Origin of the sequence: Variovorax sp. LjRoot175, assembly GCF_964253805.1 — a bacterium.
Taxonomy (GTDB): domain Bacteria; phylum Pseudomonadota; class Gammaproteobacteria; order Burkholderiales; family Burkholderiaceae_C; genus Variovorax.
Window position 1 is genome coordinate 92,809 of record NZ_CAXURY020000004.1, and the last position, 26,922, is coordinate 119,730.

Here is a 26,922-nt window from a genome sequence, read left to right on the forward strand (position 1 = left end):
GCAACCTACCCGCGTGGTACGTCAGGGGGCGGATCGTTCTCTGGTTCCTGATCTTTCAGCGCTGATCGGACTGCACGGCCCCCCGAGGCGTATTCCCTGCGCTGCGCGCCGAGCCGGTCGTTGTCCAAGTACTGCGCCAATATTTCCAGGTCTGCAGCGCTCACTGCGCAGGCCTGGAAGTGCCGATGCCAATCATCGACCACGTTGGAGATTTCCTTCACGATGGCCTTGGCGTCGGCGAGCTTCAGCCCGAACGCGGAGACACTGGACAGGGCGTTTTCAATCGTCGCATCCGCCCCGTTGCGGCCCACCGAGATGGCCTGATAGCCCAGCCCGCTCATGCTGGGGACGACGTCGAAGGCCGGCGACAGCGCCCAGCCGCCGTCTGCCTGACGCAGCAGAGCATGGTTTTTCTCATGGTCGTCCGTGTTGTCCATGAGGATGTTGAACACCATGCGTCGGAACAGCTGTCCCTGCATATGCACGATATCCTTCGGCGGGGCCATGCGGCGTAGCTGCTGGGCGAGCTGCGGGTAGCCGTATTCCTCGCCCACGGCGCGCAAGGCGACGTGCGCAGAGATCGCGTGAATGCGACAGCCGGGGGCGCGATCGAAGCGGCGCACCGCTACCGCATGCTTACCACGCACCGGTAGCGCCCTGGTCGCCGCCACTTCGATGCCGCACCTGGCCGCCAGCGTCATCGTGGCGTGCTCGATGAGCGGCGTGTTCTCGTCCTCGCCTTCCCCAAACTTGACGAGCCATGGCTCGCCATCGATTTCAATGAGGGACTTGGGGCGCGCGCCACCGAGTGACACGCCCGGGCGGAGAAGTCGCTGCTCGACTTCTCCGACGGGTTCGTTGGCGATGATTTTGCGAATCACGTCCTGCATCGCAGGCAGGTCACCGAGGGAAGGTACGGGTGAGGACAGCCACGGCTGGTACTGGCTGGCCTCCTGGCTCACACTGAGCGCGCCGTAGCGATCGCCGCCAGCAAACAGCAAGTACTCGAGCAGCGAGAGCCGGGGGGAACGCTCAAACTTTCGAATGACGCGCTCGCCCCACCGGTCCGGCCGCGCATCTTCAACGGCACCGACGACCTCCTTCTTTTCCTTCGGTACATAGAGCTGATCAACGAGCGGCAGATCTTCGCTGAGAGCGAAGCCGTTCGCGAGCCAGTGCGCCCCATACCTCAAACTCACGCCCTGCCCGCTCAGCGCCAGCGAAATCTCGCCCACCAAGACTGGATGCTCGGGGTCCGTGAGCATCCAGAGCGACAGTTGGTCCTGGGGAACGTATGGTTCAGACATCGATTTTTGCTCCCCGGCGTGAGGCCGTCCGTACTTCGTTTTCCAGCGCCGCCAGGTCCTCGCGCGGATCGGCCAAACCTGCAAGCGCGTCCTGACGTTGAATCATCCAGAGCGCCGTCGCATAGACGCCGGCGGACACGGTTGGATCGCCCTTCTCCAGCTTCACGAGAGTGGGCACCGAGACATTCAGCCGCGTCGCCCAGCTGCGCAGCGACTGCTTGCGCCGCTTGCGTGCGGTCGCGAGATCCCCGCCCAGGCGCGTCAGCGCGCTGGCCACGGCTGAAGGAAGGCTGTCGACGGCGTCGGATCGTCTTGGCATGAACGTATTATTTCACACAACTGCGCTTCTGTTCAGTAATAGTTTCACATGGATTTCAATTGTCGGTGGAACCACTGCCAGCCGTCATCGGAGCGGCAGCGAGGAGCACGCCTGCAGCGTTCAATGCGAACTCAACCTATCGCGATCGCGCTCCGATCCGTATCTTGGTTCTCAATGAACCGAAACGCCCAAGAATTACAAGCTGTCGAACGCGCTGCAACCGAGCTGGTCGACGAGAGCGCAACCTTCTTCGCGCCCGTCAGCAGCGACCTGCTCGACGGGCTGCTCGGCCAGCACCAGGCCCGTCGCCGCAGCATCGAGCAGTTCGGCGAAGCCTTGCGCGGCGACGAGTTCAGAGCGGCAATGAGCTACTTTCTCGAAGCAAGCGAGGAGCGCGGTCGTCGCTTTTCGATCGAATCGCTCGCTAACGTGGAAGCGGCGATTGCAGTGCTGGACGCAACCTACTGGGCGAAGGCGCTTGCCTTGACGGACGTGCTCGACTGCATGCCCCAGGCACGCCGCGATGAATGGAACAAGGCGATCGCCGAACGCAAGACCGTAGCCTTCACCGAAGAGGCGGTTCGGCCCACCATCGCGAATCTGCTCGCCTCAAGGCGCAAATTTTTCAGCGAGCGGGTGGACGGCATCTTCCGCGGGCTCTCTGGCGATCACGTAACGAACCAGCCCCAAGGCTTCTCGAAGCGAATGATCCTTGCCGACGTGCTCGACAGCCACGGGTACACCAGCCACAGCCGCGCCGGCCTCATCAACGACCTGCGCTCTGTAATCGCCACGTTCATGGGACGCCCAGGCCTGAAGCACTACGAGACCGGCTATGTCATCAAGCGTATCGCCGAGAGCCGCGCCTGGGGCGAGTGGCACGACATCGACGGCGGCGCGCTGCGCATCCGCATCTATCGCGGCGTGGGCACCGCCCACCTCGAGATTAATCCCGAGATGTCGTACCGTCTGAACGGCGTGCTCGCGAGCCTGTACCCCATGGCGATCCCGGCCAAGTTCCGGGCCCGACCGAAGTCGAAGTCGAAGACATTCAAGCTCATGGAGCGCCCCCTGCCATTCGCGGTGCTTCGCCTACTGGAGGGCTGCAAGGTCGACGCGGTGCCCGGAGGCGGCACCTGGACCATCTACCTTCCCTACGGAATGGACGAGGGCAAGCACGCGCGCCAGGAAGCTGAGCGCGTGCTGGAAGCGATCGGCGGGGTGCCGACGAAGCACCTTTTCACGTTCGACTTCAACCCGCGCGAGGTGCTGAACACGGTGCTCATCTCCGGATGCCTGCCCGATGCGGTCTCGCACCAGTTCTATCCGACGCCGAGCTCGGTGGCCGAGGCGGCGTTCGAGATGCTCGACGCCGGCCCGGACGACACCTTCCTCGAGCCGAGCGCGGGCCTGGGCGGGCTCGCCTGCCTGCTGCCGCCAGAGCGCACCACCTGCGTGGAGATCTCGGGTATGCGGTGCGAAGTTCTGCGCGCACGCGGCTACCAGGCGCATCAGGCGGACTTCATCGCCTGGGCGGCTGCTCAGCGCGCCAGCACCACCCGATTCGCGCGTGGTCTTATGAACCCTCCGTACTCGGAAGGCCGAGCGCTGGCGCACCTGCGCGAGGCCTCGACGCTGATCCAGGCTGGCGGCCGGCTCGTGGCTGTCCTGCCCGCGACACTGCGCGGCAAGGATCTGCTCGAAGGCTGGGAAGGCGAATGGTCTGGCGTGTTCGCGAACGAGTTCGCCGGTACCGGGGTGAGCGTGGCGATCTACGCCGCGACGCGGACGTGATCGGCGCCGCTCATGTCACGCTGGGGGGGCCGGACCACAGGATCACCGACTCCACGGGTAGAAACTGGTTCTTCGAGATGCACCCGACCTGTGGGCCCGTCGTCCTCAACTTTAAAGGCGATCCCGGCGCGCAACCTGGTCCACGGTCTCCGATGTGGCGCGCCGTCACACTCTGGGCGCAACAGGGTGCTCGCCTTGGCGATGACGGCACCTGTGTCTGGGATGAACCTCCTCCACTGCGGCTGCGACACCTTGGTGGGCGCCACTTCCAGATCCTTCCGGATGCTTCATGAGTGATTGCAAGGTCCGCTACTGCACGGAGCCACCGGCCACGCTGCGCACCTGGTGCGACGCCCACGCGCACCAGGTGCAAGTGTTCGACTCCGGCGACGGCTACGCCACGGACAGCGGATTCGCCTACGAGATCCTGCTGCGCCAAGGCTGACGCATAGGCGACGACTGAGTGCACATCCTGATCGAGCCGACCGTGAAGGACATGCTGCGCCAGCTGCGGTCGATCACGGCATGTGACTGCCGGGATTGTGCCGTGCGCATGCACTGCGAAAGCTCGGGCAGATGCGGGCTTGGAGGCGACAAAGAGCGAAGAACGCGCGTTCATGATATCCATCGGAACATTGTCGGGCGACGCAGCCGGATTCGAAGAAGTCCTTTGTCGCGCGCCGCGCCGGATAGCGGCGGGCATCCCGCCATCGCCCACATTGCAGGTACCATCCGGTGGGCCAAATTGCGGGGCCCCATGCAAGAAGCTCAACAAACGAGGAAACATGGCGACTACTGCTGAAAAGGCCGCGAGGCTGGCTGAATTCGTGACCTGGGTTGGAACTCACATTGCGGGCGACGAGAAGGGGGAGGCTCAAATCTTCCTGGACAGACTCTTCAAGGGTTTCGGGCACGAAGGCTGGAAAGAGGCCGGCGCAACCTGCGAAAAGCGCGTCAAGAACGACAACGGCGGCACCTCATTCGCCGACCTCGTCTGGAAGCCCACCGTTGTCATCGAGATGAAGAAGCGCGGCGCTGACCTGACGAAGCACTACAGCCAGGCCTTCACGTATTGGACCCGTCTCGTACCGAGCCGCCCGCGCTATGCGATCTTGTGCAACTTCGACGAGTTCTGGGTCTACGACTTCGATACGCAGCTGGACACCCCTGTTGACAAGATCAGCCTTGCTGAGCTCCCAGGCAAATATGGGCCGTTGAACTTCCTGTTCCCGGGCGACGTAGCTCCGGTATTCGGGAACCATCAGGAAACGGTCACGCGGCAGGCCGCAGACAAGCTGGCGGAATGTTTCAACTTAATGATCGAGCGCCGCGTAGAGCAACCGCTGGCGCAGAGGTTTATCCTGCAGATGCTGATGGCGCTGTTCGCTGAGGACATTGGCCTGCTGGAAAAGTACTTCGTCACCAACGTGCTGGACGAGTGCAAGAGCAAGCAAGATACCTACGACTTGCTCGGCGGTTTATTCGAAGCGATGAACACCAAGGGCGGTGTTAAGGGCGGCCGCTTCAAGGGCGTGGCCTACTTCAACGGCGGCCTATTTGCCGAACCTGCTCGTGTCGAATTGGACGCGGACCAGCGCACGCTGCTGAAGGACGCCTCGCAGTTCGACTGGTCCAAAGTGCGGCCTGAGATCTTCGGCACCATCTTTGAACACTCCCTCGGGGAAGAGGCGCGGCACGCAACCGGAGCACATTACACCAGCCCGGTAGACATCATGAAGGTGGTGGGACCGACGATCGTCGCCCCTTGGACCGAGCAGATCGAATCCGCCGGCACACTCGGTCGCCTGAAGGAATTGCTCGCACGCATCGAGACCTTCAAAGTGCTCGACCCCGCGTGCGGCAGCGGCAACTTCCTGTATGTCTCCTACCGGGAGCTCAAGCGGCTGGAAGCGCGGATCTACGAACGCATGGCCACCGAGTACAGGAGCGTTGACCCGATGCAACGTCCCTTCGGATTCGTTAGTGCACGCAACTTCTACGGCATGGACATCAACCCGTTCGCCGTGGACATCGCGAAGGTGACCATGATGCTAGCTCACAAGCTCAGCATCGACGAACTGCACATCAACGAGAATGCGCTGCCGCTGGATAACCTGGACGACAACTTCCGCGCTGGAGACGCGCTTGTCAACGCGGACGGCACGCGCGCAACCTGGCTCAAGGCCGACGTCATCGTGGGCAATCCGCCCTTCCTCGGTGCCAAGCTGCTCAAGCCTGTGTACGGCGCCGACTACGTGAACAAGGTGCGCGCCGCCTACCCCGAGGTACCTGGCATGGCCGACTTCTGCGTCTACTGGTTCCGCCGTGCGCATGACGAACTGAATCCCTGCACTGCAGCTGACCCCACGGCAGGCCGGGCTGGATTGGTCGGTACGCAGAACGTGCGCAGCAACGCGTCCCGGATCGGTGGGCTGGATCACATCGCCTCCACAGGAACCATCGTTGATGCAGTGGACAACCAGCCATGGTCAGGCGAGGCCAACGTGCATGTTTCGATCGCCAATTGGGTCAAGACGCAAGACGACAAGTTGTTGCCCGATGTACGGCGGCTCTGGTTCAAGGCTGCCGCGACTACCGGAGGGCCGAAGCGGCGAGATAGAGCTGGACCTACGTCGAAGCAGTACGAGCTCGACATGCGCGAGGTCAGCTTCATCAGTTCGTCCCTGTCCGACAAAGTTGACGTGACTGGCGCTCAAGCGCTGTCCGTCAATGAGTCCATCGTCGTTTGTCAGGGCATCACGCCAGGTCACGCGGGATTTCTGCTGACGCCGGATGAGCGGGCCGCAATGGTGAAGGCGGAGCCGAGGAGCTCCACGGTGACGCATCCATACATGGTAGGAGACGACATCCTCTCAGGCGTTGGAAAAGCGCCCCGTTGGATCATCGACTTCGGGGCAAGTGACGTCCTTCGCGCGCAGTCGTTCGCAAAGCCTTTCACTCACTTGAAGGCTCGCGTGCTGCCGGCAATGAAGAAAGCAGAGGCAGAAGCAAAGTCCGAGCGCTCCACGTCAATCCTGCAGTGGTGGCTGCACTGGCGGGGGCGGGCCGAACTGCTTGCGACCATTGCGGGGTTACCTAGATACCTTGCCTGCTCTCGTGTGACCAAGAGGCCACTGTTTGCCTTCATCAGTTCAACGGTGCGGCCCGGTGATGCATTGCAGGTATTTGCGCTCGCCGATGATTACAGCTTTGGCATTCTCCAAGCGACGCCACACTTGCAGTGGTTCATTGCAAAGAGTTCGAAACTTACCGAGCGACTTCGGTATACGCCGGAGTCCGTATTTCATACCTATCCGTGGCCGCAAGCGCCGACGAAGGCCCAGATTGAATCCGTGGCAGCTGCAGGTGTCGCTCTTAGACAGCTCCGAGCACAGTCGATCAAGGTCGCCGACGGTGGGCTAAGGGCGCTCTACCGGACAATCGAATTGCCCGGTAAGAGCCCGCTTAAGGATGCCCAAGCCGCACTCGATGGCGCCGTGTTGGCTGCCTACGGTTTTTCTGTGCGAAAAGACCTGCTTCGGCAACTGCTGGACCTGAACTCGGCTGTTTCAGCAGGCATCGCAGCAGGCGCGACGGTAACAGGCCCAGGTGTTCCGAGCTCCTACAGGAACAGCGCGAAGCTAATCACCAAGGACTGCCTGGGCATCTAGTCTGTCGCGCACGCAATCGCACCCCCGCGATGCTGCGAACAACCACTCCTGCCACCTTGACGGATTTCGTTCGCATGTGAGATCTTGTTCTGCAACAGAAGCACGCTGCGAACTTAATTTCATATGCAACAGGCCGACCTTTTCGAGCCGCTCCTAGCGGCCTATCGCAACGTCCAGATCAACGACGAAGGCATTTCCAACGCGGCGCTCTACGAGGCACTCGACTTGGTCGGCGGTGAGCGCAAGCCGGTGGGTCGTGCGCGTCAGCCCCACAACCTGGAACACCGGAAAGTACGCTGGCACCAGCAAACGCTACGCAAGCTCGGGCTGCTCGAACGGGTGCCGGGCCAGCGCGGCAACTGGCGCCTGACACCCAAGGCGCAAGAAGAATGCGACCTCACCCCGGCGCCTGAAGGCGTGGCCCTGGTCGCATTCAGCACCGATCTCGGCGTGGCCATCTGGACCCGCACGGAGACACTCGCAGGCAAGCTCACGGACCAGATCTCCGCGGTCATTACTTCGCCGCCGTACCCGCTTCGGCAGGCGCGGGCTTACGGAAATCCGTCGGAGGCGGAGTACGTCGATTTCATCTGCCACTCGCTGGAGCCGCTTCTGAAGAACCTGATTGTCGGCGGCTGCATCGCGCTGAACGTGAGCAACGACATTTTCCTGTCCAAATCTCCCGCTCGCTCGATGTATGTCGAGCGCCTCACCCTGGCGCTGCACGATCGGCTGGGCCTGCATCTGCATGAGCGCGCGATCTGGAACAACCCTGCCAAGCCACCCGGGCCGACCTACTGGGCGTCGATCAAGCGCCAGCAGTTGAACGTCGGGTACGAGCCGGTTCTCATCTTCTGCAACGATCCAGTGCGCTGCGTCGCAGACAACCGGCGCGTGCTCCAGCCCCACTCCAAGCGGCACGCTCAGTTGCTGGCAGCCGGGGGCGAGGTCCGGACCGCGGCCTACGGCGACGGAGCCTACAAGCTTCGACCAGGCTCCTTTGGCAACCTGACTGCCGGGAAAATCCCGAAGAATCTGATCTCCATCTCGCACGTGAGCAAGGAGGTGGAGAAGACACGCAAGGCGGCCAAGGACCTCGGGCTTCCTGTACACGGCGCTCTCATGCCAGTGAAGCTGGCACGCCTCTTGGTGGAGTTCCTCACGCCGCCCGGCGGCCTGGTGCTCGACCCGTTCGGCGGATGGCTGTCGACAGCACTCGCCTGCGAGGAGGCGGGGTACCCATGGATCGCCTTGGAGAAGATGGCCGAGTACGTGGCCGGCGGCGGTATCCGCCTGAGCGGCCGCCCGGGGTTCCGCGCCTCCTTTGACCTGGAGGGCTGGAATCCCGGCGACACTTCGCGCAACTGATCGCGCCTTCCGCGAAACTTTTGGCGAAGGGGCGCATGATTTCGTGCAGGGCGCGGAATCGCACCCAGAACCTCGGGCAGACTCGCCCGGGTGAGCATGACTGTCTATGTGGTCGACGACCACCCCATGATGCGTGACGCTATCGTGATGGCTGTCAGACGCCTTCGCCCTGACTCGAACATCGTCGAACTCGACTGCATTGGAGCCGTCTACCAAGCCGTGAACGACCACGGCCCGCCGGCGCTCGTGTCGATGGATATCAACCTCCCGGACAACGACTCCGACGCTGGAGTCGCGAAGGTCCGGACGTTGTTCCCGAACGCGCAGATCGCCGTTTTCTCGACCCTTTCCTCCAGTGAGATGGAGGAAGTATGCGTAGCTTCGGGGGCCGACATCTACGTCGAGAAGGCGAGTGGCCGAGGTGAGTACGCGGCTGCACTTCAGGGGCTGCTGCAGGCCGGGAACGAACTGGACGAGACTCCCGACGCGGACTCTCCTTCGGGCGTCTTCAAACTCTCGAAGCGCCAAAAGCAGCTGATTGCCATGATCGATCGCGGTCTGACGAACAATGAAATGGCCACCGCTCTTGGCCTCGTAGAGACGACCGTCAAAGTGCACTTGTGGCGGCTGTATCGAAAGTTGGGCGTCAACAATCGATCGCGCGCACTGCACATCGCCCGCGGGCAGGGTCTCCTCGCCTGACCGGGCCGGGGAACGGTCTAGCCGGGTTGAGGGAAGACGCAGGCGGGACATCCGCCTGCTGGGGGCCGGAGCAGACTTTTTCGCCGTGGGCGAAAAAATTAGTATCCTCCGCGGCATGCTCGCCCTCCTCCCATTGCCGCCTGCGATCGCCTACGGTCTGCCGTGGAGGATGACCTTTCGGACGAACCGCCCGCCAGCGACCCTGGAAAAGTTCGCGGACGAGACCTTCGTTGAGGGCTTGACGCAAGATGAACTCAAGCACAGTGAGGCGGCGATCTCCACCCTATTGGCCAGGATGTTGGCCACCCGCAAGATTCCCAGAACCCTCTCGCGCGCCCATTTGAACCTGGCGACCTCCCAGAAGATCTGGGACGAGCGTTCTCCAGCAGGCCTCAAGGTTTCCCTGGGCAACACGCGCTTCACTGTCCTGGAGGCCTCCGACTGGATCGGCGACAGCGTCAACCGCCTGATCAAGGGCCTGCGCCCGGACCCCGGGACCCGGCTGCCGGAGTTCAGGGCCCAGTTCACAGAATCCGACTGGGAAGACATCGGCCACCACGGAGCGGCGCCGACGGCCGTCGGTGGTCCCAAGCCACGCAAGCCCCCTGTGCGAAAGCCGACTCCCGACCTAGACCTGACCCCCCCGGCGAGCGCCGCCCAGCGACGCAAACGTCAGATCCCGAACCTGAAGCTGATGACCGGCTCGGGACGGCCGATCCTCGGCAACGACTACCGACTGGGCTGGCTGCTTTTCGAGATCCACAAGGTGGCGCCGCTGAACCATCGCGAGCCAGGGCATGCTGACGACGTCCTTCGCAAGCTCGAGGCCAGCAGTGTCCATGGCGCTGCAAAGCTGGCGAAGATGCTCCGTGGCCGCCTTGAGGCCCTGGAGTCGGCGCAGGTGCCAGAGGAGGTTCGGGAGGTGCTGAGCACCATGCTCGCCGGCACGGCGAACTCCGAACCGTGGACGGAGGAAAGCCTGTTCTGGGCGTTCGGCGTCGCGCCCATTCGCGAGTCGTTTGACTCGGCGTTCTGGGCAGGCACCGCGGAAACACAGGCTCGGTCGTTCCGCCTGCGGCGAAAGCTGCTGCCGATGACCGACCCGTTCATCACCAGATCCCTCCACTCGCCGGTCCTCGAAATCTTGGCCCACGAGCTTGCGTCGACCGAGTTCACGGGCGCCAGGCGCCTGCAATCTCGTCTGGGCCCACTCCTAGGAGGCGCACATGTGATTGGTGTCAGCAAGTTCCTGACCAATGTCCTTGGCTGGAAGGGCGGTCGCCTGATAACCGTCACCGTGGCAGCAGGCACTGGGCCAGGGGCGGCGACCTCCAGCCTCTTCTTCTGGACGAAAGGAACGCACGGGGTAACTCCGGTTCATGTGCTTGAAGTCTGCGTTCGCGCCAGAGAGCTGACCCTCGCGCGCGGCGCGTTCGAGGTGAGCGAGGTTGCGGCCCAGTTCGCCAAGCACCCGCAGTGGCAAATCACTGAGGAGACGTGTGTCGAGATCCTGAACGAATGGCCGGCGGTCCGTTGGTTGGACCAGCGCGGCATGGGCGTGGTAGACGGGGCAAGCCCCTTGCCTGCGCTCGTTGAGCAGCTGCTCAACGTCACGTGGCCGCGCCCTCTCCACATCAACCACGTTGTCGAGGCGATCCATTCGGCGCCCCTCGCAATGGCGGAGGCGAACGCCGCTCAAGCGCGGCTCGGCTCTGAAGGCCTGGTCCCGACCACGGTGCTGATCGAGGCGCTTGATGGCGCTGGAAACGTCTGCCGATCGGGCCACAACCTCCTGTCGCTCAGGACAGCGCCAGCGCAGGACTATTTCGATTGGCGCCCTGTTGAGCTCGAGCTCGTGGGGTTCCTGCATTCAGTCGGCGGCTCGGCAGCGAATCGCGAGATCTATAAGCACTTCCAAGGGGACAAGGGCGTCGAGCCGGGGGCACTTGGTGCAGCGATGAAGGCGCTTCCGTACCTTTACTCGCCGACGCCTTACACGACGGCGGTCCGGCCGTGGGCGATCCCAAAGGATACTTCCTAGAGCGGGGCGCCATGCCATCGGTCGGGTTGAAGCGAGCAGCCGAGGACCCGCCGCCTTGCTGAAGCGCTCAGCCGATCCCGGATGCGCCCTCGACGACGATACGGAACTTGCCCCTTACGGGCCGTTCGGCTTTTTCCCTCGGCGGCGTGCTGAAGGTCTTCTCGATCGATCTGACGAATCGCCGAAGGTCCGCCTCGGGTTCGGGTGAAGGCTTCGTCGCCTGAGCGGCGGCGAGCAGCGGAGCAAAGGCAAGGGCCAGGATCAGGGCGGCGCTGGCAGAGGTCGAGCGCACAGGGCGAAACTCAGAAAGGTTCATAGAGGATAGAAGTCGCGCGGATGGCACAAAGGAAGCGCAGCGCAAGAAGTAGGAAGGACCTGCAAACTCGGACCATCCTACCGACCCTGCTTCGATTCGCGCAAGGCGAGCGTTGCGAAAAGATGCCAGCAAATTGGACCCCGCGTCCGACTCCTGCTGCGGAATGAACCAGAATCCAATGATGGAAGAGCGCCGCCACTACCTCACAGTTCCGTTCAAGGAAAAGGACGCCGCGAAGGCGCTGGGCGCTCGCTATGACCCGGACAGCAGGCGTTGGTGGGTCCGCCCCGACGCGGACCTGGCGCTGTTTGCGAAGTGGAACCTCGTGCCTGGCACATCCAGCTCAGCACCAGTACCCGCCCGGGCCGCGCCTGCTATAGGCACCCCTGCGCCAGACCTGTTCGGCTCCCGTGATCTTGCAGCCGGCGTTGCCGGCGGCGAACTCACCGCGCCAGCGAAGGGCATCCCCCTGTCCCGTCTGCTCGGCGGCGTCGCGGCCGCGATCATGCAGGCCTTCAAGGCCGGCGTCTGGACCACGGTTGAGGTGATGAACGTGAGGCTGAATAGCGGGCACGTCTACCTCGAACTGTCGGAACGCGACCGCGCCGGCCAGGTGCTCGCGAAAGCGCACGCCATGATCTGGGCGAACACCGCCGCCAAGATACTGCCCGAGTTCGAGCGGGCCACAGGGGCGACGATTGGCGCCGGCATCAAGCTGCTCGTTCGCGCGAAGCCAGGCTTCAAGGCGCAGTTCGGATTCAGCCTGGAGATCGACGCGATCGATCCGGCATTCACATTGGGCGATCTGGAAGCCAGGAAGAAGGAGATTCGGGCGCGCCTGCAGCGCGAGGGCGTCTTCGAGCAGAACAAGCGCGTGCCACCGCCCTGGGACTTCACCTCCGTGCTGGTCGTGGCGCCCCACGAGGCCGCAGGCCTGGGCGACTTCCGCAAGGAGTCCGATCGCCTTGCGCTTCTCCGGCTGTGCCGCTTCACCTACGCTCACAGCCGATTTCAGGGCGAAGGCGCAGCGCGCGAGATCATCACAGCTCTCACCGAGGCACTCGACGAACGCGCGGCCGCTGACGACATGCCCGATGCCATCGTCATCATCCGCGGCGGCGGCGCGGTCAATGACCTGGCATGGCTCAACGACTACGACTTGGCCCGGGTCGTCTGCGACCAACGCCTGCCGGTCCTGACAGGCATTGGCCACGAGCGGGACAGCACGATCCTGGACGAGGTCGCATTCGCCAAGTTCGATACCCCCAGCAAGGTGATCGGTGCGATCGAGAAGCTGATAGTGCGCCGAGCGCAGGAGGCGAAAACCGCATCAGAAGCGATCATGGCGATGGCCGGCCGCGCGGCGCGCGAGATGCGCGTCTCCGTGGAGCAGGCCCACGGCCAGGTCGCGACGGACGCGCGCGCCCAGATAGCCCATGCGCGCCAGGGCAGCCGCGACGCAATGAACAGCATCGGCGTGGCGGCGCTCCAGGACGTTCACCGGGCAGCACGCGACGGGCTTGCGCTCGTGAGCGAGATCCAGCGCGAAGCCTCCGGCCAGGTGGCGACGGCGCGCCGGCTGGTGCCGCAGCACATGGCCGACATCCGAACTCAAGCTGGCGCCCTCATTGGCCGGGCGCGCGGCACCGCCGACGTGTCGATCAACACGGTGCTCGACCGGGCAAGCGCCGGGGCACGAGCAGCCCGGCACCAGGCCGACGCTCAGATCTCCGCTCTGGGCGAGCGAGCCACGGCGTCTCTGGGCCGAGCCCGCGCAAACTCTGACGCACTGATGCGCGAGATCGCAGGCCAGGGCCCGGACAAGACACTCAACCGCGGCTTCGCGATCGTGCGCGACGCCGAAGGCAAACCCATCACCAGCCTGCATCAGGCCGAGCCTGACCAGGTGATCGAGATCCAGTTCCGGGACGGCACCATGAGTGCACATACCGGCAAGCCGAGATGAAGGAAAGAGCCATGGAACAGACCTTCCGCGAAGCCTACGGCGTGCTCCAGCAGCACGCTGAGACCCTTCGCGAACAGCAAGAGCCCAACATCGACGATCTGCTCAAGATCGTCACGGAGTCCGTAGCGGCCTACCAGGTGTGCAAGAAGCGAATCGATGCAGTGGAGGAAGCTCTGAAGAAGGCCTTGGACGGCGCCGGGGTCGACGGCGCGGGCACGGCAGGTTGAAGCGTGGGACCGCCCCGGCAGCGGGGCGGGCAGTACGGCCAATCGCCGAATTCGCCAAAGCCTGACGTTCAGCGACGCCACTGACGCTCCCTGCCACGCTTGGGACCTCACGCGCGAGCAGCTGGCCGCGCTCAAAAAGACTGCACTGGGCCCGTTCCTACGGAACGGCATCGACCGGCCGCAGAACGACTAAGGCTACGCAGCCGGTAACCTTGTCACCTGCTGCCGCAATTGCAACATTTCGAAGAACACTATGACGGTGGAGGCCTTCGCGCAATGGGTGAAGCGCATCGCCAGCGAGATGCCTCTGGCATCCGACATGAATTGAAATTTGCAAGGCGCCAGCTATCATTGTCAGCATGGCACTCCATGCCAGCCGTGCGCCGCGGAACTTCCGCGATGGTGAAAATGGAGCTGCTCAGTCCATTGGCATTGGTTCCAAGCAAGACTGTTCGCCGGTGAGGTAACGCGCACCCCTTCCACGCATGCGAACGCCTCTGCCTGGAGCAATCCAAATGTCATTTGCATACATTCCCCTGAACGCAAGGCTCATCGCCTTCGTGGAAGATTTGGCTGCGGCCGTCGCCCGCGAGGGCATTCCGTTGACCGCCGATGAGGCCCTGGATTTGACCGGCCATCTATGGTCTGACAACCTCCTGGAGATCTTTGACGACCCGGCGGACTGGCATGTCATCTGGTGGGAGCGAGAAACCGCACAGACCGGAGAAATTGTGTCTGTGGCCAGGTCGCGGGCTGAAGCTGTAGCCGGAGTGATGTCCCACGCGCAAGAAGAAGGCCATGAGCTGGACGACCTGGAGACGGACACGCAACCCCTGGAGATTTATTGCGAAGGCGAGCTCTACGCGCGCATCGCGCCCCTCGAGTTCGTGCAACCGCGGGCGGACCTACTCAAGCGAATGCAGACCTTGCTGGCCCCGATCAAGATCTCGGACGAGCGCACGCTCGTGCGCCGGCTGATGGAGTTGCCAGCCTGGACGGTCGAGCCCTACAACGACTTCGATTGGTCGTGGTCGAAGATTCATGTAATCCCAGTCGGCACCCCCCGTGCCGGAGAGTGGCTTAAACCGATTTCGTTCACTCACGGCAACCGGGACAAATGGCCCGAGCGCAAGGGCCGCGAAGAGCAAACAGACCTTGAGTTCGACTGGGAAGCAAACCCGGATCCTACAGAGCAGAACCTGCAACCCATGTGGCCCACCCCTCAAAACTTGGCAAAGCTGCTGCAATCAGAACTGGCCCACAAGATGCCAGAACCGCCAAAGCTTTCCTGGTGCCAAGAGACCTTGGCCAAGCTGCTGCACGCAGGCTCCTGGAACAGCCTCGTCGCACGATTCAACGCGCATGCGTTTGTCCAAGTGACCATGAGTGAGGTGGTCGACACGGAACACGACACGCCCGAGGTCCTGTTCTACGAAAGTCCAGCCCACCTTCTGGCTTGCGTTTACGGGCGCTCCGAAGATTTGAGAGCAGCCGGTCGACCGGGCCTGTATATCTCCGTGAGCTGGCTGAGCAGTCCGAGCATTTCGCTCAGGGCCGGTGAAAGACCGCGGGAAGAAATTGAGACAGAGGTAGCGGCGAAGTGCGTATCACCCGGCCAATTCGATATGGAGACCGACGAACATCGGGCCGCCTCTGACGCCTGGGTGGGCTTGCAACAGGCCTTGCGAGCACGAAGCCATCAACTACGCGCTGTCGAATTGCTGTATGTTTCCGCTAGCTATAGGGACGAAGAGCTAGAAGCTGCAGAGGAAGCGTTGGACAACCTGGTGTAGCCGGCGGGTGGAAGCACATGGACGGAGCCCGCGAATTCGGACGTTCAGCGGGCCCCTATCGAGGCATGAAGCACGGCCACACCCTCGCCGCCCAACAGACGCCCAACTGCGGCATCTAACCAGACGGGCTCTCCTGTGGCCTATCACCCCCTCGGGGGCGTCAATCGCATGGCGTAGGTGTCCCCACACACTCATCCGCCATCTCTGCGAAGCGCGCCACCGCGCCCTCGATCTCGCCATCGCTCGCATCGACAGGGCACGTCACCCAGCAGCTCGAAAGCGCGTTTCTCCCCTGCTTTGATATTCATCGCTCAGGATGCAGAGGCCTTCGGCCTCGTTGACCCGCACCCAGCCGTCGCATCCTTGTCACCGAACGCGGTCGAGCAGGTCATGTTGGCGAAGTTCAGAACGCGATCGGCCTTCTCAGCCAAACGGGATGAGGAGCGCCAGAACGCGACGCGCCAGCGCTCGCTGAGGATCATCGTTGTGCTGGAGCAGCCCTTGTTGCTGCTACGTCCTGCGAGGGCGCCCGGCTGCCCTTGTGGTTGGCGTTGTCGCCGCCGGCAAATGTAGTCGTCACAGGCTCAGCGAGGCGCGCCGGGTGGGCTAGCAAAACAAATATTTCGAATTGTTTGTGTCGGTCTACTATCACGGACATGATTTCTACCGATTTTTTCGCGCGTCAACCGATGCTCTCCGATGCACAGGTGGCGGAACTCCTGGACCGTGTTTGCCTCTCCAAGTCCGGCCACCGGACGCGAACCCAGATTGGACTTTGCTTCCCGCCCAAGGACGCATGGCGACGCGGTGGCACTTTCAACGCCGTTGACGCCTCCGAGGCCCTGATGGAGATGCTCGGCACCAAAGTTATCTACCCCGTGGGAGCGAACGAGCAGGCGGACCGGTACTACTACGTGGAGCTGATCGAAAGGGTGGACGGCCAGCACGATCTGTATCTCAAGTACCAGACCATCCTCGGGCAGCGCCTGCTCGGCGGCGTGTCGGACGCACAGGTCGAAACTCTGCGCGCGCGCTACGAGGGTCGGCTGCCGCTCCCAGGCAGAGCCCGCGAACCTGGCGACACCCAGGCTGGCCTCCCTGCTCGACTCGCAAAGGGCAGCGCACGAAGAGACGAGCTGCTGGGGCAGATCTCGGAGGCACTTCCCTCCAACCACCGGCCGGCCGAAGTGGCAGGGCCCCTGACCAGCACGCCCGATCTGACCAGGAACACGTCGGAAAGCCGCAGGGACGGCGACGAGGCACTCACGGCGCGGCCTACCTTGAGGGGCGCGGCAATGCCGGAAGCCGCGGCCGCCCGCAGTCGCCGCATCGATGACGACGTTCTGGCAGTCTTGCGAGCCGGCCGCACGGAAGACAACAAGTTCTATCTCGGACCCGAACGGTTGGATCCGAAGCTCTACAAGCGCGTCAACGCCGTTCTGAAGGATCTCTCTGGACAGTGGAAGGGCGGCAAGACGCAAGCGCACGTGTTCGAAGGACCCGCCGATGAGGCCGTGGCCGCGGCCATCGCGTCGGGCGAATATCTGACAGCGAAGGACTTCGGCTTCTTCCCGACCCCTGCAGGTCTGGCGGACCGCGCGATCGCCATGGCCGGCCTTGTGCCCGGCATGAAGGTGCTTGAGCCCAGCGCGGGCAACGGAAGTTTGGCGCTGCGTGCCGCTGCAATCGTAGGCGCCCAGAACGTGACGGCCTGCGAATTCTTGGAGCGGAACGTGGCCACGCTGAAGGCTGCTGGCCTGACGGACGTCCTCCACGGCGATTTCCTGGCCATCGAACCCTCGCCGATCTACGACGCGGTCGTGATGAACCCGCCCTTCGGAAATCTCCAGGACGCGAAGCACGTCGAACACGCGGCTCAATTTTTGAAGCCAGACGGCGTGCTGATCGCAATCATGAGTCCGAGCTACCAGTCGCGCGCCACGGCAGTCGCGACGAAGTTTCGCGACTTCGCTGAGGCCAGCCAAGCTGTTGTGGAGAGCATTCCAGCCGGCACCTTCCGTGAATCCGGGACCGAGGTAGCTACGGTAATCCTCAAGATGGAAGCACGCAACTTTCCCTGGAACAACATCGTTCAGCTGGACGAGGAAGACGAGCAGGACCTGGCTGACGCACCGCGCGGCTGAGCGAGTATGGCGGTCGAAGTCTCATCCGCCGGCGCCGTGCAGCTGCCGAACCTCGTTGCCCGTGACCTGTTGATCGCGGCGCTCGCGCGTCTCGTCCCGCCTGACACGACGCTCAATCCCCTCGGGCTGGACGTCACATGCACCACCGACGGCGAAGCGCTGCTTGTTCGCGTTCCCAGTTTTGCCCGTGTCGAAGCGGACGCACCAGATGCCCAGGAAGCGCGCCTACGTGGCTAGACGCACCCACCGATCCCAATCAAACGATGACGAGGCTTCCCTTGACCGACTCTGTTCGAACTAACAACGCCTACATCGAGCGCCTGCATGCCACGCTCAGGCACGACGGCTTCTTGCTGCGCAAGATCAACAAGCGCGATTGGACCGAGGAGCTTCTCCTCGCCGCCGTCAAGAACGCCGGGCGCGCGCTGCAGTTGATTCCAGAGCCGAGCGCCGCCGTCGTCCTGGCCGCCGTAGAGCAAGACGGTGATGCGCTTCAGTACGTGCTCGAGCAGACGGACGAGATCTGCGCGGCCGCGTGCCGGCAGTGGCTCGGCGCCTTCCACCACATCGTGGACGAGGAAATGCGCGATCGGGTCGCCTCCAGCATGGTCGATGAAGGCGTGCTTGCCACACACCCGTTTGCCGATGCCGCGAACGCCTCGAACTACCGCCCTTGAGAACCACGATGCCCACCCTCATCGCTGCCACCGCACCAACCTCATCCACCGACAAGGCGCCTCTTTCGGCGACCGCAATCGAGTACGTGACACGGGATCTGTTCAAGGGCAAATCCCTTCGTGCGGCTTCGAAAGCGTTCCACCGCAGGTTCAGTGGCGAAGACAACATCTTCCTCGGCCGCGTGACCCAATCGATCGAGGAAATCATGCAGGCCATCCTTTCCGACAAGGCGGCGCTAGCCATCCAGAACGCTCGCAGGATGAAAGTGGGAAACGCACACATCGCAATCGAAGGCACTGCGCAGCAGTTCAACCTCGAGGTCGGCCTGCTCGCGACCGAGGTGATGGTCCAACTCGCCTGCGCGGATCCGGCGGCCAAGACGGACGGGCCGGATCCTGTTGCGCGCGCAGTCTTCGCGCTGAATGCCGCCCATCCGGACGCCCCTCCACTCGCCCCCCACGACGGCGAGGCAGCCGAGGATGGCATGTCGGCTTGTGAAGAAGAACCAGCCCTCGGGGACGCGCCCCGATGACTACGGCGTCCTGCCCTCCACCGATCGTCTACCACGGCACCGGCGCCACCTTCGACGCCTTTGCTCCGAACGAGCGTGGAATCTTCTTCGCCGAGCGCTTCAACGCGGCGGCCGCCTACCAACGCATCCGCCGGGATGCGGCGCCGCGGGTCATCGCAGCGAGACTGGATATTCGCAACCCATGGACGGCAATCACCTATGGCGCGGACGTCCCCTACAGGGACCAGATCGACCAGTCGGTGGCCGCGATCGCAGCGCGCGGCTTTGACGGCATCTACCTTCCAAAGGAACGCGTCTGGGTAGCGACCTCCCCCCACCAGATCACAGTACTGGATCACGCGGTCCCGCCGGCGAGCTTTGCTGCCAATATGCAGGCGGCCGCCGACCAGTCCCAAGCCGGGTGGTACTTCGAGGAAGGCGGCTGCTGGGGCATGGCGTTGGCCCTGCGCTCGGCCCTGGGCGGCGAGATCGTGCTGCGCGACGACTTCGTTCACGCCTACGTACGCGCGGACGGCAAGACCTACGCCTGGCAAGGCGAGTCGACCTTCGCCGGCGGCCGCGTCGTTACGCGTGATCAGCTGGTGCAGGAGGCGCTCGGCAACGGGTGCGCCAGGGAGCAACTCGACGCCGACACCGACTGGGCCGACCAAATCATCGAACGAGCTCGGCACATGTGCTTCATGGAGGAAGCAGCGACCGAGAACGAACTCTCCACTCAACAACTAGGCGCCCCGCGGGGCTGAGAAAGCAAGTACATGAGCTACGACGCACGAATATCCTTTGAAGCAGTGATTCGCGACGGCGTCACGCGCCAAGCGGTCGAGGAAGCGCTCAAGCCACTCCTGGACCATTCGGAGACCGTGCTGCGCACGCGAGAAGATCCGACCGCATCGAAGATGGTCGCGCTTGACAGCGGTGTGTTGATTGTCAGCGTGGACGATCGCGTGAGCGACGGCTTTCAGACGAACGTTTTCATCCCAGTCGTCGATGCAATCGGAGCGCTCGCTGTCGAACCCTTCGAAGCCACGCTCGAAGACCAGGACACCGGTGATGCGGACGAGCGCTACTACACACGCCTCACAGGTCCCGCGCACCTCATCCCCGAGTTCAAGTCCCGTCAGGCACGCGATGAGCTGCAGATCAATGACATCGTGCTCCCGCTCAGCGCCAGGGGCTGGCCGTTGGAGGACCTTGCGACGCGCAGCTGCATGACCATCGCGATGTTCCCCAATCGAGGAGACCACAAGGATGCGGTCTCACGCGTCTCAGTTGACCTCGAGGGCTTGGACCTGGACGAGGCCCGGCGAGCGCGCATCGCAAGGCTCTCGGTGCTCCTGGCGCGCGAAATCGCCGGCGAATCTCTCATCCTTCACCCGCGGCCCGGCTATGGCGCTGCCGAGCGCGCCCTCGATGGAGTCGGGAAGACGCTGGGCGCGCTGATCGCCTACGACAAGCGCCTGAACGCGGAGCCGGCCAGGGCGCCGAACGGATCCGACTACAGCGCGCTTCTCGACATCGCGACCGCACAGATCATGGGAATTCACCGAGAGGCCCTTGCACGAGCCGATGCACGTGCAGAAGCCGGCTCCGAACTCGAAGTCGCTACCGAACATGCAAGCGCCCCCCGGGGCTGAGGAGTACACCCATGGGCTTCAGCGCGTACTCACGAATCGACGCGATCCTTCGCCCGGGCACGATGCCGGACGAGGTGGCCACCGCCTGCAGGCGCTTTCTGGACTGGCGAGGCCTCGAGCTTCTTCCAGACGATTCCGACCTCCATGAGACCGGGGTCGCCTACGACCCGTCGACGGAGTGCTTCATCCTTCAGATCACCTGCGAGTGCCCCCACGGCTTCGCGGAAGATATGTTCGAGCCACTTGTCAACGCCATTGGCGAACTGGCGGCGCATCCCTTCGTGGCCACCCTCGTGAACGAGAGCACGAGTAACGAAGATTCCCGCGAGTTCGAGGTAGTGGCCGGCCCTTCCGACCAGCTCGGCGAGTTCCGGGCACGCCGCGCCCGGTGTGCGATCGAAGAGCAACTGCGATACATCGACTTTCCGCCTGGCTCGACGGGCGACACCATTGCCGATCTCGCCACTCGCGAGTGCATGAGCATCGCCACCTTCGCGCCGAACCAGAACGCGCCTGATAGCAGCGCGGTTACCCGCGTTGCAGTGGACCTCACGGGCCTCAACCTCGACGCGGAGCGCCGCGACCGCATCGCACGACTCGCCATGGCGCTTGCGCGCGAGATCGCGGGCGACGAGCTGCTGCTCAAGGCACGACCCGGAGCCGGCGCAGCGGACTGGGTCCTCGCCCGCACCACAGGGATTGCCACGAAGCTAGGCGCCCGGAACGCCCTCATTGCCGACGAAGCCAACGGCGGGCAGAACGCACGCGACCCGAACGCATGCGACTACAACCTCGCCTCCAGCGAGACGATAAACGAGGTCATCGCGATCGAGCGCGAGGCCCTGGCACGCGTCCAAGCGGAAGCGCCGGTCGAGCCCGAAGCGCCGGCGGCGCCACGCTCCTTCTGATCTCGCTCCCGAAGACGACACCCCGACCGAAGCGCCCCGAGGCTAGCCAACAAACCCATGAGCCAAACCCCCACCTACTGGCGGAAGGTCAAGCTTCGGCTGATCGAAGGCGCCATCGCGTACGCGGATGTACTCGACCAGGGCGATCTCGAGGAAGAGCAGCAAGGACGGGCGTTAACCACCACCTACTCGCGCTACGCCTGGGACCTGTTCGAAATTGGGCCGCGCAACGTCGCCGCCATCGCGGAGCGCGACCTCGTGCGTCGCAGCGGCGAGGACCCGACCGCCGTGCTCAGCGCGAAGGAAACCTTGATCGCTGCCGCCAAGGCATTGGCCAAAGTCGAGGCACTCTGCAACGACCCCGACCTGGCTCGGCGACAAATCTGGGGACAGGCGCATCGCCGCTACGACGACGCCATTGAAGCGCTAGGGCCGCGTCTGATCGCGGAGATGGTCCGTCGGGACCTGCCGGAAGAGCATCGGCCCGCCCAGGCAATCTCAAATCCCGCGTTGGAGGGTGCGGACATCAATCCAGGCCTTCCGGAGGGCCGGGAGCTCGACGCACCCAGGGGTTAGCGCTCGGTCACAACGCTCTCTGGCGCTGTCAGGTTCACATAGTTCCGGCTGCACCGGCAGCGCGCCTAGTCGAACGCTATCGCGTCACCATCGTCTCCTGGAGCGGCCGCCTGGTCTATCTTCCCACCGAGCACGCAGAGGCATCCGACCTCGAAGTATCGTCAGTTCGCCGCACGCCGCTCGACCTCTGCGGCACTCACCGCAGGCATTGGACCGTTTTCGCGACATGCTCGCGCGATGCGCGTGTCCAGCCGGTGGGCGTGCCAATCCAGGGCCTCGCCCGTCTCTAGGTCAACCGCCACCCATTTCTCCGGGACGCGGGTCTCATGGTCAGGCTGTGCAGCTCGCTGTGCTCCTCCCAACTCGGTCGAGCAATGTCGAGAACACCAGGCGCATGTCCGGCGTCGGGGCGCCCTTCGCCCGCGCGGTCGCAGATCTGGCGCCGGCGCTCATCGATCAGGATCCGCCCGGGGCACTGATAGGCCCGCCGAACGCTTTGCTGCATCGCTCCGTCATCTGGGCCCAGCTGATCTCGCCCTTGAGGCGTGCATTCTGTTGCCGGATGCATTCGGGGTCCTGGTAAGCGGGCACCTCGGTGGCCTTCGCCTTGGCCGTGGCAGCCTGCTGCTCCTTCAGCTCGCGCCAGCTTTTGGCCTCGTCGGATTCACCACAGCCGGTGGCGATCACGCTGGCCATCAGGATAGCGGCGAGGAAGAAGCGATTGATAGTTTCGGATTTCATAGGCACCAGTCTACGGATCGACCCCAGATTGCGATAGGTTGAACTAAAGCAGGTTTCCGTCACATCTCAACGGTGCGCGGGTACTTTGGCCTTACTGAGCGAGACCGCCAATCGGAAGCGGCCCGCGATCTACCCATGGCCACCGGAATGATCAAGGATCTGCTGAAGGCCTCCGCCGCGATGCCGGCGGCCGCGGCGCCCGCAGATGCTGGCCATCCTCACCGGCGACACCCTACTGATGCGCCGCATGAACCGGGTGCACGTCGGCTTCGAGGACTGCCTCACGCCAATCCTGTCGAGCTACTGACGCACCTCAGGCCTCCGGCGGCTTCGTGTGCTGCAGCATCAGCGTGCGCAATGCCCGCTTGCCGCGAGCGTTCTGGCTGCGGTATGCGAGACGCGCCAGCTCGATGAAGCGCTCCTCGCCATGATCGACTTCTGGCTCCGCGGTGGACTGCTCTTCGTCCATCCATCGCTGAGGTTTTCCACAGGCCGTCTCGATCTGCCTGGCGAGCTTGTCCGAGATGTTCCTTTGCGTTGTCTCGGACCTGATCTGCGTCCACATGCTGGCGGAGATCTGCAGCTTCTTCGCAAACAGCTCGGCCATGCCGAGCGGCTTGACGCCCTGCACCGCCTGCTCGGCTACGAACTCGCCGAACAGGATGAGGGCGTTGTTGCGACGAATAGCGGAAAGTGACATGCTGGTGTTCTGGGGCAACGCGCCGTTGATCGTCGTATCGAGAAAAAAACACAACGATTGAAAAATAAATCTTGCGGCGGACAGTAAACCCAGTTTACATTACATCCATCGACGAACTTGTTTCGTCCCGTTTCTTCAACCCAACATCGATTCATCGAGAACTTCGCCAACCACTGGAACCATCGTGAAAGCAAACCTGACCTCACTGAACATTCGACCCGCATCGGGCCGGGCGTTCGTGCGCGTCGCGTTTTGTGGTGGTCGCAGTCTGACGACATCCAAGATGCATTCGCAGCTGAACTCCATTCCGTCGATCCCGGCCGCATTGTGGCTTGGACAGTATGAGGATCAGCTGCACCCGGGTGGAGGTAGCGCGTAAGCGCGTACCTTCCAAGCTCTCTCACCAGAGGCCCGGATTCCGAAGTGGATCCGGGCCTTTTTGTTTTTCCACCGTGCAGATCTCGATCGGCACACAACCGCGAATGGCACGCGCTGCCGGCCGCCACAGCAGTGATCGAGCTGCCGTGAACTCACCCGCCGAGTGGCGTCGGTGGGTGATCCTTAAAAATTCGCTGCGAGTCGCGCCCCTCACTGGTGGGGCCACCGGCTCGCAAAGCATGCAGCCGTAGCTCAGTCAGGAAGAGCGCAACGTCGCCAACGTTGAGGCCGAGGGATCGAAGCCCTCCGTGCTGCTCCATTTCGGGTGTGCCTTTGCAACACCTCCAGAGGCCAACCGCGTCGGCGGCCTGGGGGGATGTGCATGGTCTGGACCCAACCATCGTGCAGCGATGTCGACGTGAGTGCGCAAGCGCTCGAATCGCGTGAAGACACAACCGAAATGGATACGCCCCCCCGATGGCGGAATTGGTAGACGCACCGGTCTCAGAAGCCGGGGACGAAAGTCATGCAAGTTCGAGGCTTGCTTGGGGGACCAACCGTTCATATCTCGATAGCTCAATCGGCAGAGCGCCGGTCTCCAAAACCGGAGGTTGTAGATTCGATTTCTACTCGGGATGCCAGTCACCCACGCCCGTATAGCTCAGTTGGTAGAGCACCATTCCTGTAAATTGGTTGTCGTCTGTTCGATGCAGACTGCGGGCTCCATCAATATCACACGTCGGATTCGTCTAGCGGCTTAGGACACAAGGTTTTCATCCTTGTAGACAGGGGTTCGAATCCCCTATCCGACTCCAGTCACAGACGATTCAATCGTCAGAAAGTATCGCGGAGTAGGGGAGCCCGGTCGTCCCCTCTGGCCTCATAAGCCAGAGATCGGTCGGTTCGAATCCGCCCTCCGCAACCAGATGAAGGCGCTTAGCCAAGCGGTCTACGGCACTGGGTTTTGATCCCAGCATTCCAAGGTTCGAATCCTTGAGCGTCTGCCATTCATCAACACCCCTCGGAGCGTGGCGCAGCTGGAAGCGCACCTGGTTTGGGACCAGGGGGTCGCAGGCTCGAGACCTGCCGCTCCGACCATAGAAGAAGCGAGACCGGGCGATGATGTAGATCGCCCTCTTGCGGAAACCGGCCGCAAAGATTGGGCGGCACCGGAACCCGTACCCGGAAACCTTTGTCACCCATCAGGAGCATTGGCCGAGAGGATAAGGCACCGACCTGCTAAGTCGGGACTGCGAAAGCGGTTGGTCGGATCGATACCGACATGCTCCGCCAGGTTCCCGGGGATGTAGCTCAGTTGGGAGAGCACCTGCCTTGCACGCAGACGGCCGGCGGATCGTACCCGCCCATCTCCACCACTTTTTCTGCTCCGATAACTCAGTGGCCAGAGTGCCTCCCTGTCTAGGAGGAAGCCGGGGATTCGACTTCCCCTCGGAGCGCCAGAATCCGCAGTCCAAGCTAACCCGGTGGAAGCGCCTGTTTGAAAAGCAGGAGGGCGAGGCTCGACACCTCGGGACTGCACCAGCCATCGACAGATATTGGAAAGTTGGGCGAGTGGTCAAAGCCGGCTGCCTCGAAAGCAGCAGTCCCGCAAGGGGCACGCGAGTTCGAATCTATGCACTTTCCGCCATCCTTCGCTCGCGGCGTTTGCGTTTACGCAACACGGCGCATCTCCAAAGCACAGCTGACACTTATTGCATTTTCGACAAAAAGGGTTGGATGGGAGACTTGAAGCCTCAGCAACAAACAAGGCGCCCAATGAGCGACGAGTTCGACGATCAAGCATTCGAGCAAGAGAAGGCTGATGCCCCAGAGCTTTACCAGCGGATCATCGCTGTCCACGAGGCGAGATTCGGTCTGCCCCTCGATCGAATGCAAAAAGACCAGCGCTTGTTTTCTAAGCGCTCTTTCCGCGTCGCATACCGCGCCTACTCCGTGCTCGCGGAGATCGACGCCGGGCCATTCCTCGACAGGTTGTCGGCCGGCACAGCCTGACCTCCGATCCCCCGCGGCGGGCCACTTCGGCCGGTCTGCGACACCCAATGCCGGAATCCCCGGCTCACCACCTCAAGCCCCCGCGTTAGCTCAACTGGATCAGAGCACTGGCCTACGAAGCCAGGGGTTGTTCGTTCGACTCGGACACGCGGGACCACCTACACCTGGAGTGCGAGCAGCATGGGCGACTGCACTGGACTGTAAATCCGGCGTCATTGACATACGGGGTTCGAAGCCCTGGCACTCCACCACCCTCACGCGGGCCTGGCCGAGCGGCTCAGGCGGCGCCCTTCCAAGGCGTACAGGCGAGTTCGACCCTCGCGGCCCGCTCCATCAACTCTCACGGCCTGGCGCGCATCGCATCCGAGGCGGTCCCGGTTCGGCCTTGACGGCCGGGCCGGGCGCCCTTCAGTTCAGTCTTCAACGAGGTAGCCAAGCGGTCGAAGGCGCCGGTTTGCAAGTCCGGTGAGCATTGCTCCACGTGGGTCCGAATCCCATCCTCGTTTCCATCTCGCCACCCTGCCCTGCTAGCTCAACTGGATAGAGCAGTCGCCTTCTAAGCGGCAGGTGGACCTTCGACTGGTCCGCAGGGCGCCAGCTTTTCGCCCGTAGCGCGACTTGCGTCACTGAAACATTTCACCGCGATCGCCGATATCCGGAGATCATTTGTCATCACCCTCATCCATCCAATTGGAGGACACACATGCGACTCACCACCAGCCATCGCCGGCCGGCGAACCGCACTGCGGTGACTGCCTCCAAGCCCCGGAATCCCGTCGTACAAGCCGTCGTCAATGGCTTTGGCACGATGACCGGGCAGCGCCACCGAGATGCCGAACGCGCTCGCGAGCGCTTCGAGCAACTCGACTTCGATCAGCGCGTGCGCGAGATCGGAGAGTGGTAGATCGCGGCGGCCATGCGCCGCTGCGGCTCACGTTCTCCTTTTGGAATATTCCTCGATAGCTCAGCTGGCAGCAGCGGCGCACTGTTAATGCGCAGGTCCCTGGTTCGATCCCAGGTCGAGGAGCCACCCTTCCCAGCTCTTTAGCTCAGAGGCAGAGCAGCCGGTCGATAACCGGCAGGTCGACGTTTCGAAATCGTCAAGAGCTACCAG

At 63.1% G+C, this 26,922-nt stretch carries 25 protein-coding genes and 20 tRNA genes; 40 read left to right on the forward strand and 5 right to left on the reverse strand.

Going from position 1 to position 26,922, the window contains the following annotated elements:
* Positions 1 to 5 precede the first annotated feature (5 nt).
* Positions 6 to 1,307, reverse strand: a complete 1,302-nt coding sequence (locus ACSQ89_RS41435) for a type II toxin-antitoxin system HipA family toxin (RefSeq protein ID WP_436297962.1) — start codon at positions 1,305 to 1,307, stop codon at positions 6 to 8.
* A complete protein-coding gene (locus ACSQ89_RS41440; RefSeq protein ID WP_436297963.1) occupies positions 1,300 to 1,626 on the reverse strand; it encodes an XRE family transcriptional regulator in 327 nt (108 codons plus the stop codon). The genes ACSQ89_RS41435 and ACSQ89_RS41440 overlap by 8 nt, the downstream gene beginning before the upstream one ends.
* Positions 1,627 to 1,962: 336 nt before the next feature.
* Between ACSQ89_RS41440 and ACSQ89_RS41445 the strand changes: the two genes are divergently transcribed.
* The 6 genes from ACSQ89_RS41445 (at position 1,963) to ACSQ89_RS41470 (ending at position 11,202) form a co-directional block, all read left to right on the forward strand.
* A complete protein-coding gene (locus tag ACSQ89_RS41445; RefSeq protein ID WP_436297964.1) occupies positions 1,963 to 3,420 on the forward strand; it encodes a DUF4942 domain-containing protein in 1,458 nt (485 codons plus the stop codon).
* Positions 3,421 to 3,709: 289 nt separating this feature from the next.
* Positions 3,710 to 3,865: a hypothetical protein gene (locus ACSQ89_RS41450; RefSeq protein ID WP_436297965.1), complete on the forward strand. Its 156-nt coding sequence runs from the start codon at positions 3,710 to 3,712 to the stop codon at positions 3,863 to 3,865.
* Between the two features lie 340 nt (positions 3,866 to 4,205).
* Positions 4,206 to 7,091, forward strand: a complete 2,886-nt coding sequence (locus ACSQ89_RS41455; protein ID WP_436297967.1) for a DNA methyltransferase — start codon at positions 4,206 to 4,208, stop codon at positions 7,089 to 7,091.
* Between the two features lie 123 nt (positions 7,092 to 7,214).
* Positions 7,215 to 8,459, forward strand: coding sequence for a DNA methyltransferase (locus tag ACSQ89_RS41460; RefSeq protein WP_436297968.1), 1,245 nt, complete (start codon positions 7,215 to 7,217; stop codon positions 8,457 to 8,459).
* A 96-nt stretch (positions 8,460 to 8,555) separates the two neighbouring features.
* Entirely contained in the window at positions 8,556 to 9,161 is a 606-nt protein-coding gene (locus ACSQ89_RS41465; protein ID WP_436297969.1) for a response regulator transcription factor, read from the forward strand.
* Between the two features lie 115 nt (positions 9,162 to 9,276).
* Entirely contained in the window at positions 9,277 to 11,202 is a 1,926-nt protein-coding gene (locus ACSQ89_RS41470; RefSeq protein ID WP_436297970.1) for a hypothetical protein, read from the forward strand.
* Between the two features lie 67 nt (positions 11,203 to 11,269).
* Here ACSQ89_RS41470 and ACSQ89_RS41475 read toward each other — a convergent pair whose 3' ends face one another.
* The gene (locus tag ACSQ89_RS41475; RefSeq protein WP_436297971.1) at positions 11,270 to 11,518 is read right to left on the reverse strand and encodes a hypothetical protein; all 249 of its coding nucleotides are present in this window, start codon (positions 11,516 to 11,518) and stop codon (positions 11,270 to 11,272) included.
* A 181-nt stretch (positions 11,519 to 11,699) separates the two neighbouring features.
* Between ACSQ89_RS41475 and xseA the strand changes: the two genes are divergently transcribed.
* From xseA to ACSQ89_RS41530, 11 genes are all read left to right on the forward strand, one after another.
* Positions 11,700 to 13,484 (forward strand): exodeoxyribonuclease VII large subunit, encoded by a 1,785-nt coding sequence (xseA, locus tag ACSQ89_RS41480; protein WP_436297972.1) that lies wholly within the window; start codon positions 11,700 to 11,702, stop codon positions 13,482 to 13,484.
* A gap of 11 nt (positions 13,485 to 13,495) precedes the next feature.
* Positions 13,496 to 13,711, forward strand: a complete 216-nt coding sequence (gene xseB, locus ACSQ89_RS41485) for an exodeoxyribonuclease VII small subunit (protein ID WP_436297973.1) — start codon at positions 13,496 to 13,498, stop codon at positions 13,709 to 13,711.
* Between the two features lie 515 nt (positions 13,712 to 14,226).
* Positions 14,227 to 15,504 (forward strand): hypothetical protein, encoded by a 1,278-nt coding sequence (locus ACSQ89_RS41490; protein ID WP_436297974.1) that lies wholly within the window; start codon positions 14,227 to 14,229, stop codon positions 15,502 to 15,504.
* A gap of 656 nt (positions 15,505 to 16,160) precedes the next feature.
* Positions 16,161 to 17,648 (forward strand): methyltransferase, encoded by a 1,488-nt coding sequence (locus ACSQ89_RS41495; protein WP_436297975.1) that lies wholly within the window; start codon positions 16,161 to 16,163, stop codon positions 17,646 to 17,648.
* 6 nt (positions 17,649 to 17,654) lie between these two features.
* Complete coding sequence (locus ACSQ89_RS41500; protein WP_436297976.1) at positions 17,655 to 17,885, forward strand: hypothetical protein; 231 nt, start codon at positions 17,655 to 17,657, stop codon at positions 17,883 to 17,885.
* A 113-nt stretch (positions 17,886 to 17,998) separates the two neighbouring features.
* Positions 17,999 to 18,325, forward strand: coding sequence for a DUF4116 domain-containing protein (locus ACSQ89_RS41505; RefSeq protein WP_436297977.1), 327 nt, complete (start codon positions 17,999 to 18,001; stop codon positions 18,323 to 18,325).
* Positions 18,326 to 18,333: 8 nt separating this feature from the next.
* Complete coding sequence (locus ACSQ89_RS41510) at positions 18,334 to 18,858, forward strand: hypothetical protein (protein ID WP_436297978.1); 525 nt, start codon at positions 18,334 to 18,336, stop codon at positions 18,856 to 18,858.
* On the forward strand, positions 18,855 to 19,601 hold the full coding sequence (locus ACSQ89_RS41515) for a hypothetical protein (protein WP_436297979.1): 747 nt from the start codon (positions 18,855 to 18,857) through the stop codon (positions 19,599 to 19,601). The genes ACSQ89_RS41510 and ACSQ89_RS41515 overlap by 4 nt, the downstream gene beginning before the upstream one ends.
* 12 nt (positions 19,602 to 19,613) lie before the next feature.
* On the forward strand, positions 19,614 to 20,492 hold the full coding sequence (locus ACSQ89_RS41520) for a hypothetical protein (protein ID WP_436297980.1): 879 nt from the start codon (positions 19,614 to 19,616) through the stop codon (positions 20,490 to 20,492).
* 11 nt (positions 20,493 to 20,503) lie between these two features.
* Complete coding sequence (locus tag ACSQ89_RS41525) at positions 20,504 to 21,400, forward strand: hypothetical protein (RefSeq protein ID WP_436297981.1); 897 nt, start codon at positions 20,504 to 20,506, stop codon at positions 21,398 to 21,400.
* 57 nt (positions 21,401 to 21,457) lie between these two features.
* On the forward strand, positions 21,458 to 21,976 hold the full coding sequence (locus tag ACSQ89_RS41530) for a hypothetical protein (RefSeq protein ID WP_436297982.1): 519 nt from the start codon (positions 21,458 to 21,460) through the stop codon (positions 21,974 to 21,976).
* Positions 21,977 to 22,432: 456 nt separating this feature from the next.
* Here ACSQ89_RS41530 and ACSQ89_RS41535 read toward each other — a convergent pair whose 3' ends face one another.
* Together ACSQ89_RS41535 and ACSQ89_RS41540 are read right to left on the reverse strand one after the other, a co-directional pair.
* The gene (locus tag ACSQ89_RS41535) at positions 22,433 to 22,672 is read right to left on the reverse strand and encodes a hypothetical protein (RefSeq protein WP_436297983.1); all 240 of its coding nucleotides are present in this window, start codon (positions 22,670 to 22,672) and stop codon (positions 22,433 to 22,435) included.
* Between the two features lie 358 nt (positions 22,673 to 23,030).
* Positions 23,031 to 23,435 carry a hypothetical protein gene (locus tag ACSQ89_RS41540; RefSeq protein WP_436297984.1) on the reverse strand — a complete coding sequence of 135 codons (405 nt, stop codon included), beginning with the start codon at positions 23,433 to 23,435 and terminating at the stop codon, positions 23,031 to 23,033.
* A 166-nt stretch (positions 23,436 to 23,601) separates the two neighbouring features.
* Here ACSQ89_RS41540 and ACSQ89_RS41545 point away from each other — a divergent pair, with 166 nt between their 5' ends.
* The 23 genes from ACSQ89_RS41545 to ACSQ89_RS41655 all read left to right on the forward strand — a co-directional run bounded on the left by ACSQ89_RS41545 (position 23,602) and on the right by ACSQ89_RS41655 (position 26,921).
* Positions 23,602 to 23,796: a hypothetical protein gene (locus tag ACSQ89_RS41545; protein WP_436297985.1), complete on the forward strand. Its 195-nt coding sequence runs from the start codon at positions 23,602 to 23,604 to the stop codon at positions 23,794 to 23,796.
* A gap of 240 nt (positions 23,797 to 24,036) precedes the next feature.
* Positions 24,037 to 24,114, forward strand: a tRNA-Gly gene (locus ACSQ89_RS41550).
* Between the two features lie 152 nt (positions 24,115 to 24,266).
* Positions 24,267 to 24,351 (forward strand) — tRNA-Leu (locus tag ACSQ89_RS41555).
* 9 nt (positions 24,352 to 24,360) lie between these two features.
* Positions 24,361 to 24,436: transfer RNA gene (locus tag ACSQ89_RS41560), tRNA-Trp, on the forward strand.
* Positions 24,437 to 24,445: 9 nt separating this feature from the next.
* Positions 24,446 to 24,521 (forward strand) — tRNA-Thr (locus ACSQ89_RS41565).
* A 12-nt stretch (positions 24,522 to 24,533) separates the two neighbouring features.
* Positions 24,534 to 24,610, forward strand: a tRNA-Glu gene (locus tag ACSQ89_RS41570).
* Between the two features lie 30 nt (positions 24,611 to 24,640).
* Positions 24,641 to 24,720: transfer RNA gene (locus ACSQ89_RS41575), tRNA-Met, on the forward strand.
* A gap of 5 nt (positions 24,721 to 24,725) precedes the next feature.
* A tRNA-Gln gene (locus ACSQ89_RS41580) sits at positions 24,726 to 24,802 on the forward strand.
* Positions 24,803 to 24,817: 15 nt separating this feature from the next.
* Positions 24,818 to 24,893: transfer RNA gene (locus ACSQ89_RS41585), tRNA-Pro, on the forward strand.
* Positions 24,894 to 25,000: 107 nt separating this feature from the next.
* A tRNA-Ser gene (locus tag ACSQ89_RS41590) sits at positions 25,001 to 25,088 on the forward strand.
* A 7-nt stretch (positions 25,089 to 25,095) separates the two neighbouring features.
* Positions 25,096 to 25,171, forward strand: a tRNA-Ala gene (locus tag ACSQ89_RS41595).
* 8 nt (positions 25,172 to 25,179) lie between these two features.
* A tRNA-Asp gene (locus ACSQ89_RS41600) sits at positions 25,180 to 25,255 on the forward strand.
* 6 nt (positions 25,256 to 25,261) lie between these two features.
* Positions 25,262 to 25,337, forward strand: a tRNA-Phe gene (locus ACSQ89_RS41605).
* Between the two features lie 16 nt (positions 25,338 to 25,353).
* A tRNA-Ser gene (locus ACSQ89_RS41610) sits at positions 25,354 to 25,443 on the forward strand.
* Between the two features lie 128 nt (positions 25,444 to 25,571).
* Positions 25,572 to 25,808 (forward strand): hypothetical protein, encoded by a 237-nt coding sequence (locus ACSQ89_RS41615; protein WP_436297986.1) that lies wholly within the window; start codon positions 25,572 to 25,574, stop codon positions 25,806 to 25,808.
* Positions 25,809 to 25,887: 79 nt separating this feature from the next.
* A tRNA-Arg gene (locus ACSQ89_RS41620) sits at positions 25,888 to 25,965 on the forward strand.
* Positions 25,966 to 25,974: 9 nt separating this feature from the next.
* Positions 25,975 to 26,059: transfer RNA gene (locus ACSQ89_RS41625), tRNA-Tyr, on the forward strand.
* 7 nt (positions 26,060 to 26,066) lie between these two features.
* Positions 26,067 to 26,141 (forward strand) — tRNA-Gly (locus ACSQ89_RS41630).
* A gap of 89 nt (positions 26,142 to 26,230) precedes the next feature.
* A tRNA-Cys gene (locus ACSQ89_RS41635) sits at positions 26,231 to 26,317 on the forward strand.
* Between the two features lie 12 nt (positions 26,318 to 26,329).
* A tRNA-Arg gene (locus ACSQ89_RS41640) sits at positions 26,330 to 26,405 on the forward strand.
* A gap of 106 nt (positions 26,406 to 26,511) precedes the next feature.
* Complete coding sequence (locus tag ACSQ89_RS41645; protein WP_436297987.1) at positions 26,512 to 26,712, forward strand: short-chain dehydrogenase; 201 nt, start codon at positions 26,512 to 26,514, stop codon at positions 26,710 to 26,712.
* A gap of 49 nt (positions 26,713 to 26,761) precedes the next feature.
* Positions 26,762 to 26,838: transfer RNA gene (locus ACSQ89_RS41650), tRNA-Asn, on the forward strand.
* Between the two features lie 8 nt (positions 26,839 to 26,846).
* A tRNA-Ile gene (locus ACSQ89_RS41655) sits at positions 26,847 to 26,921 on the forward strand.
* Position 26,922: the final 1 nt, after the last annotated feature.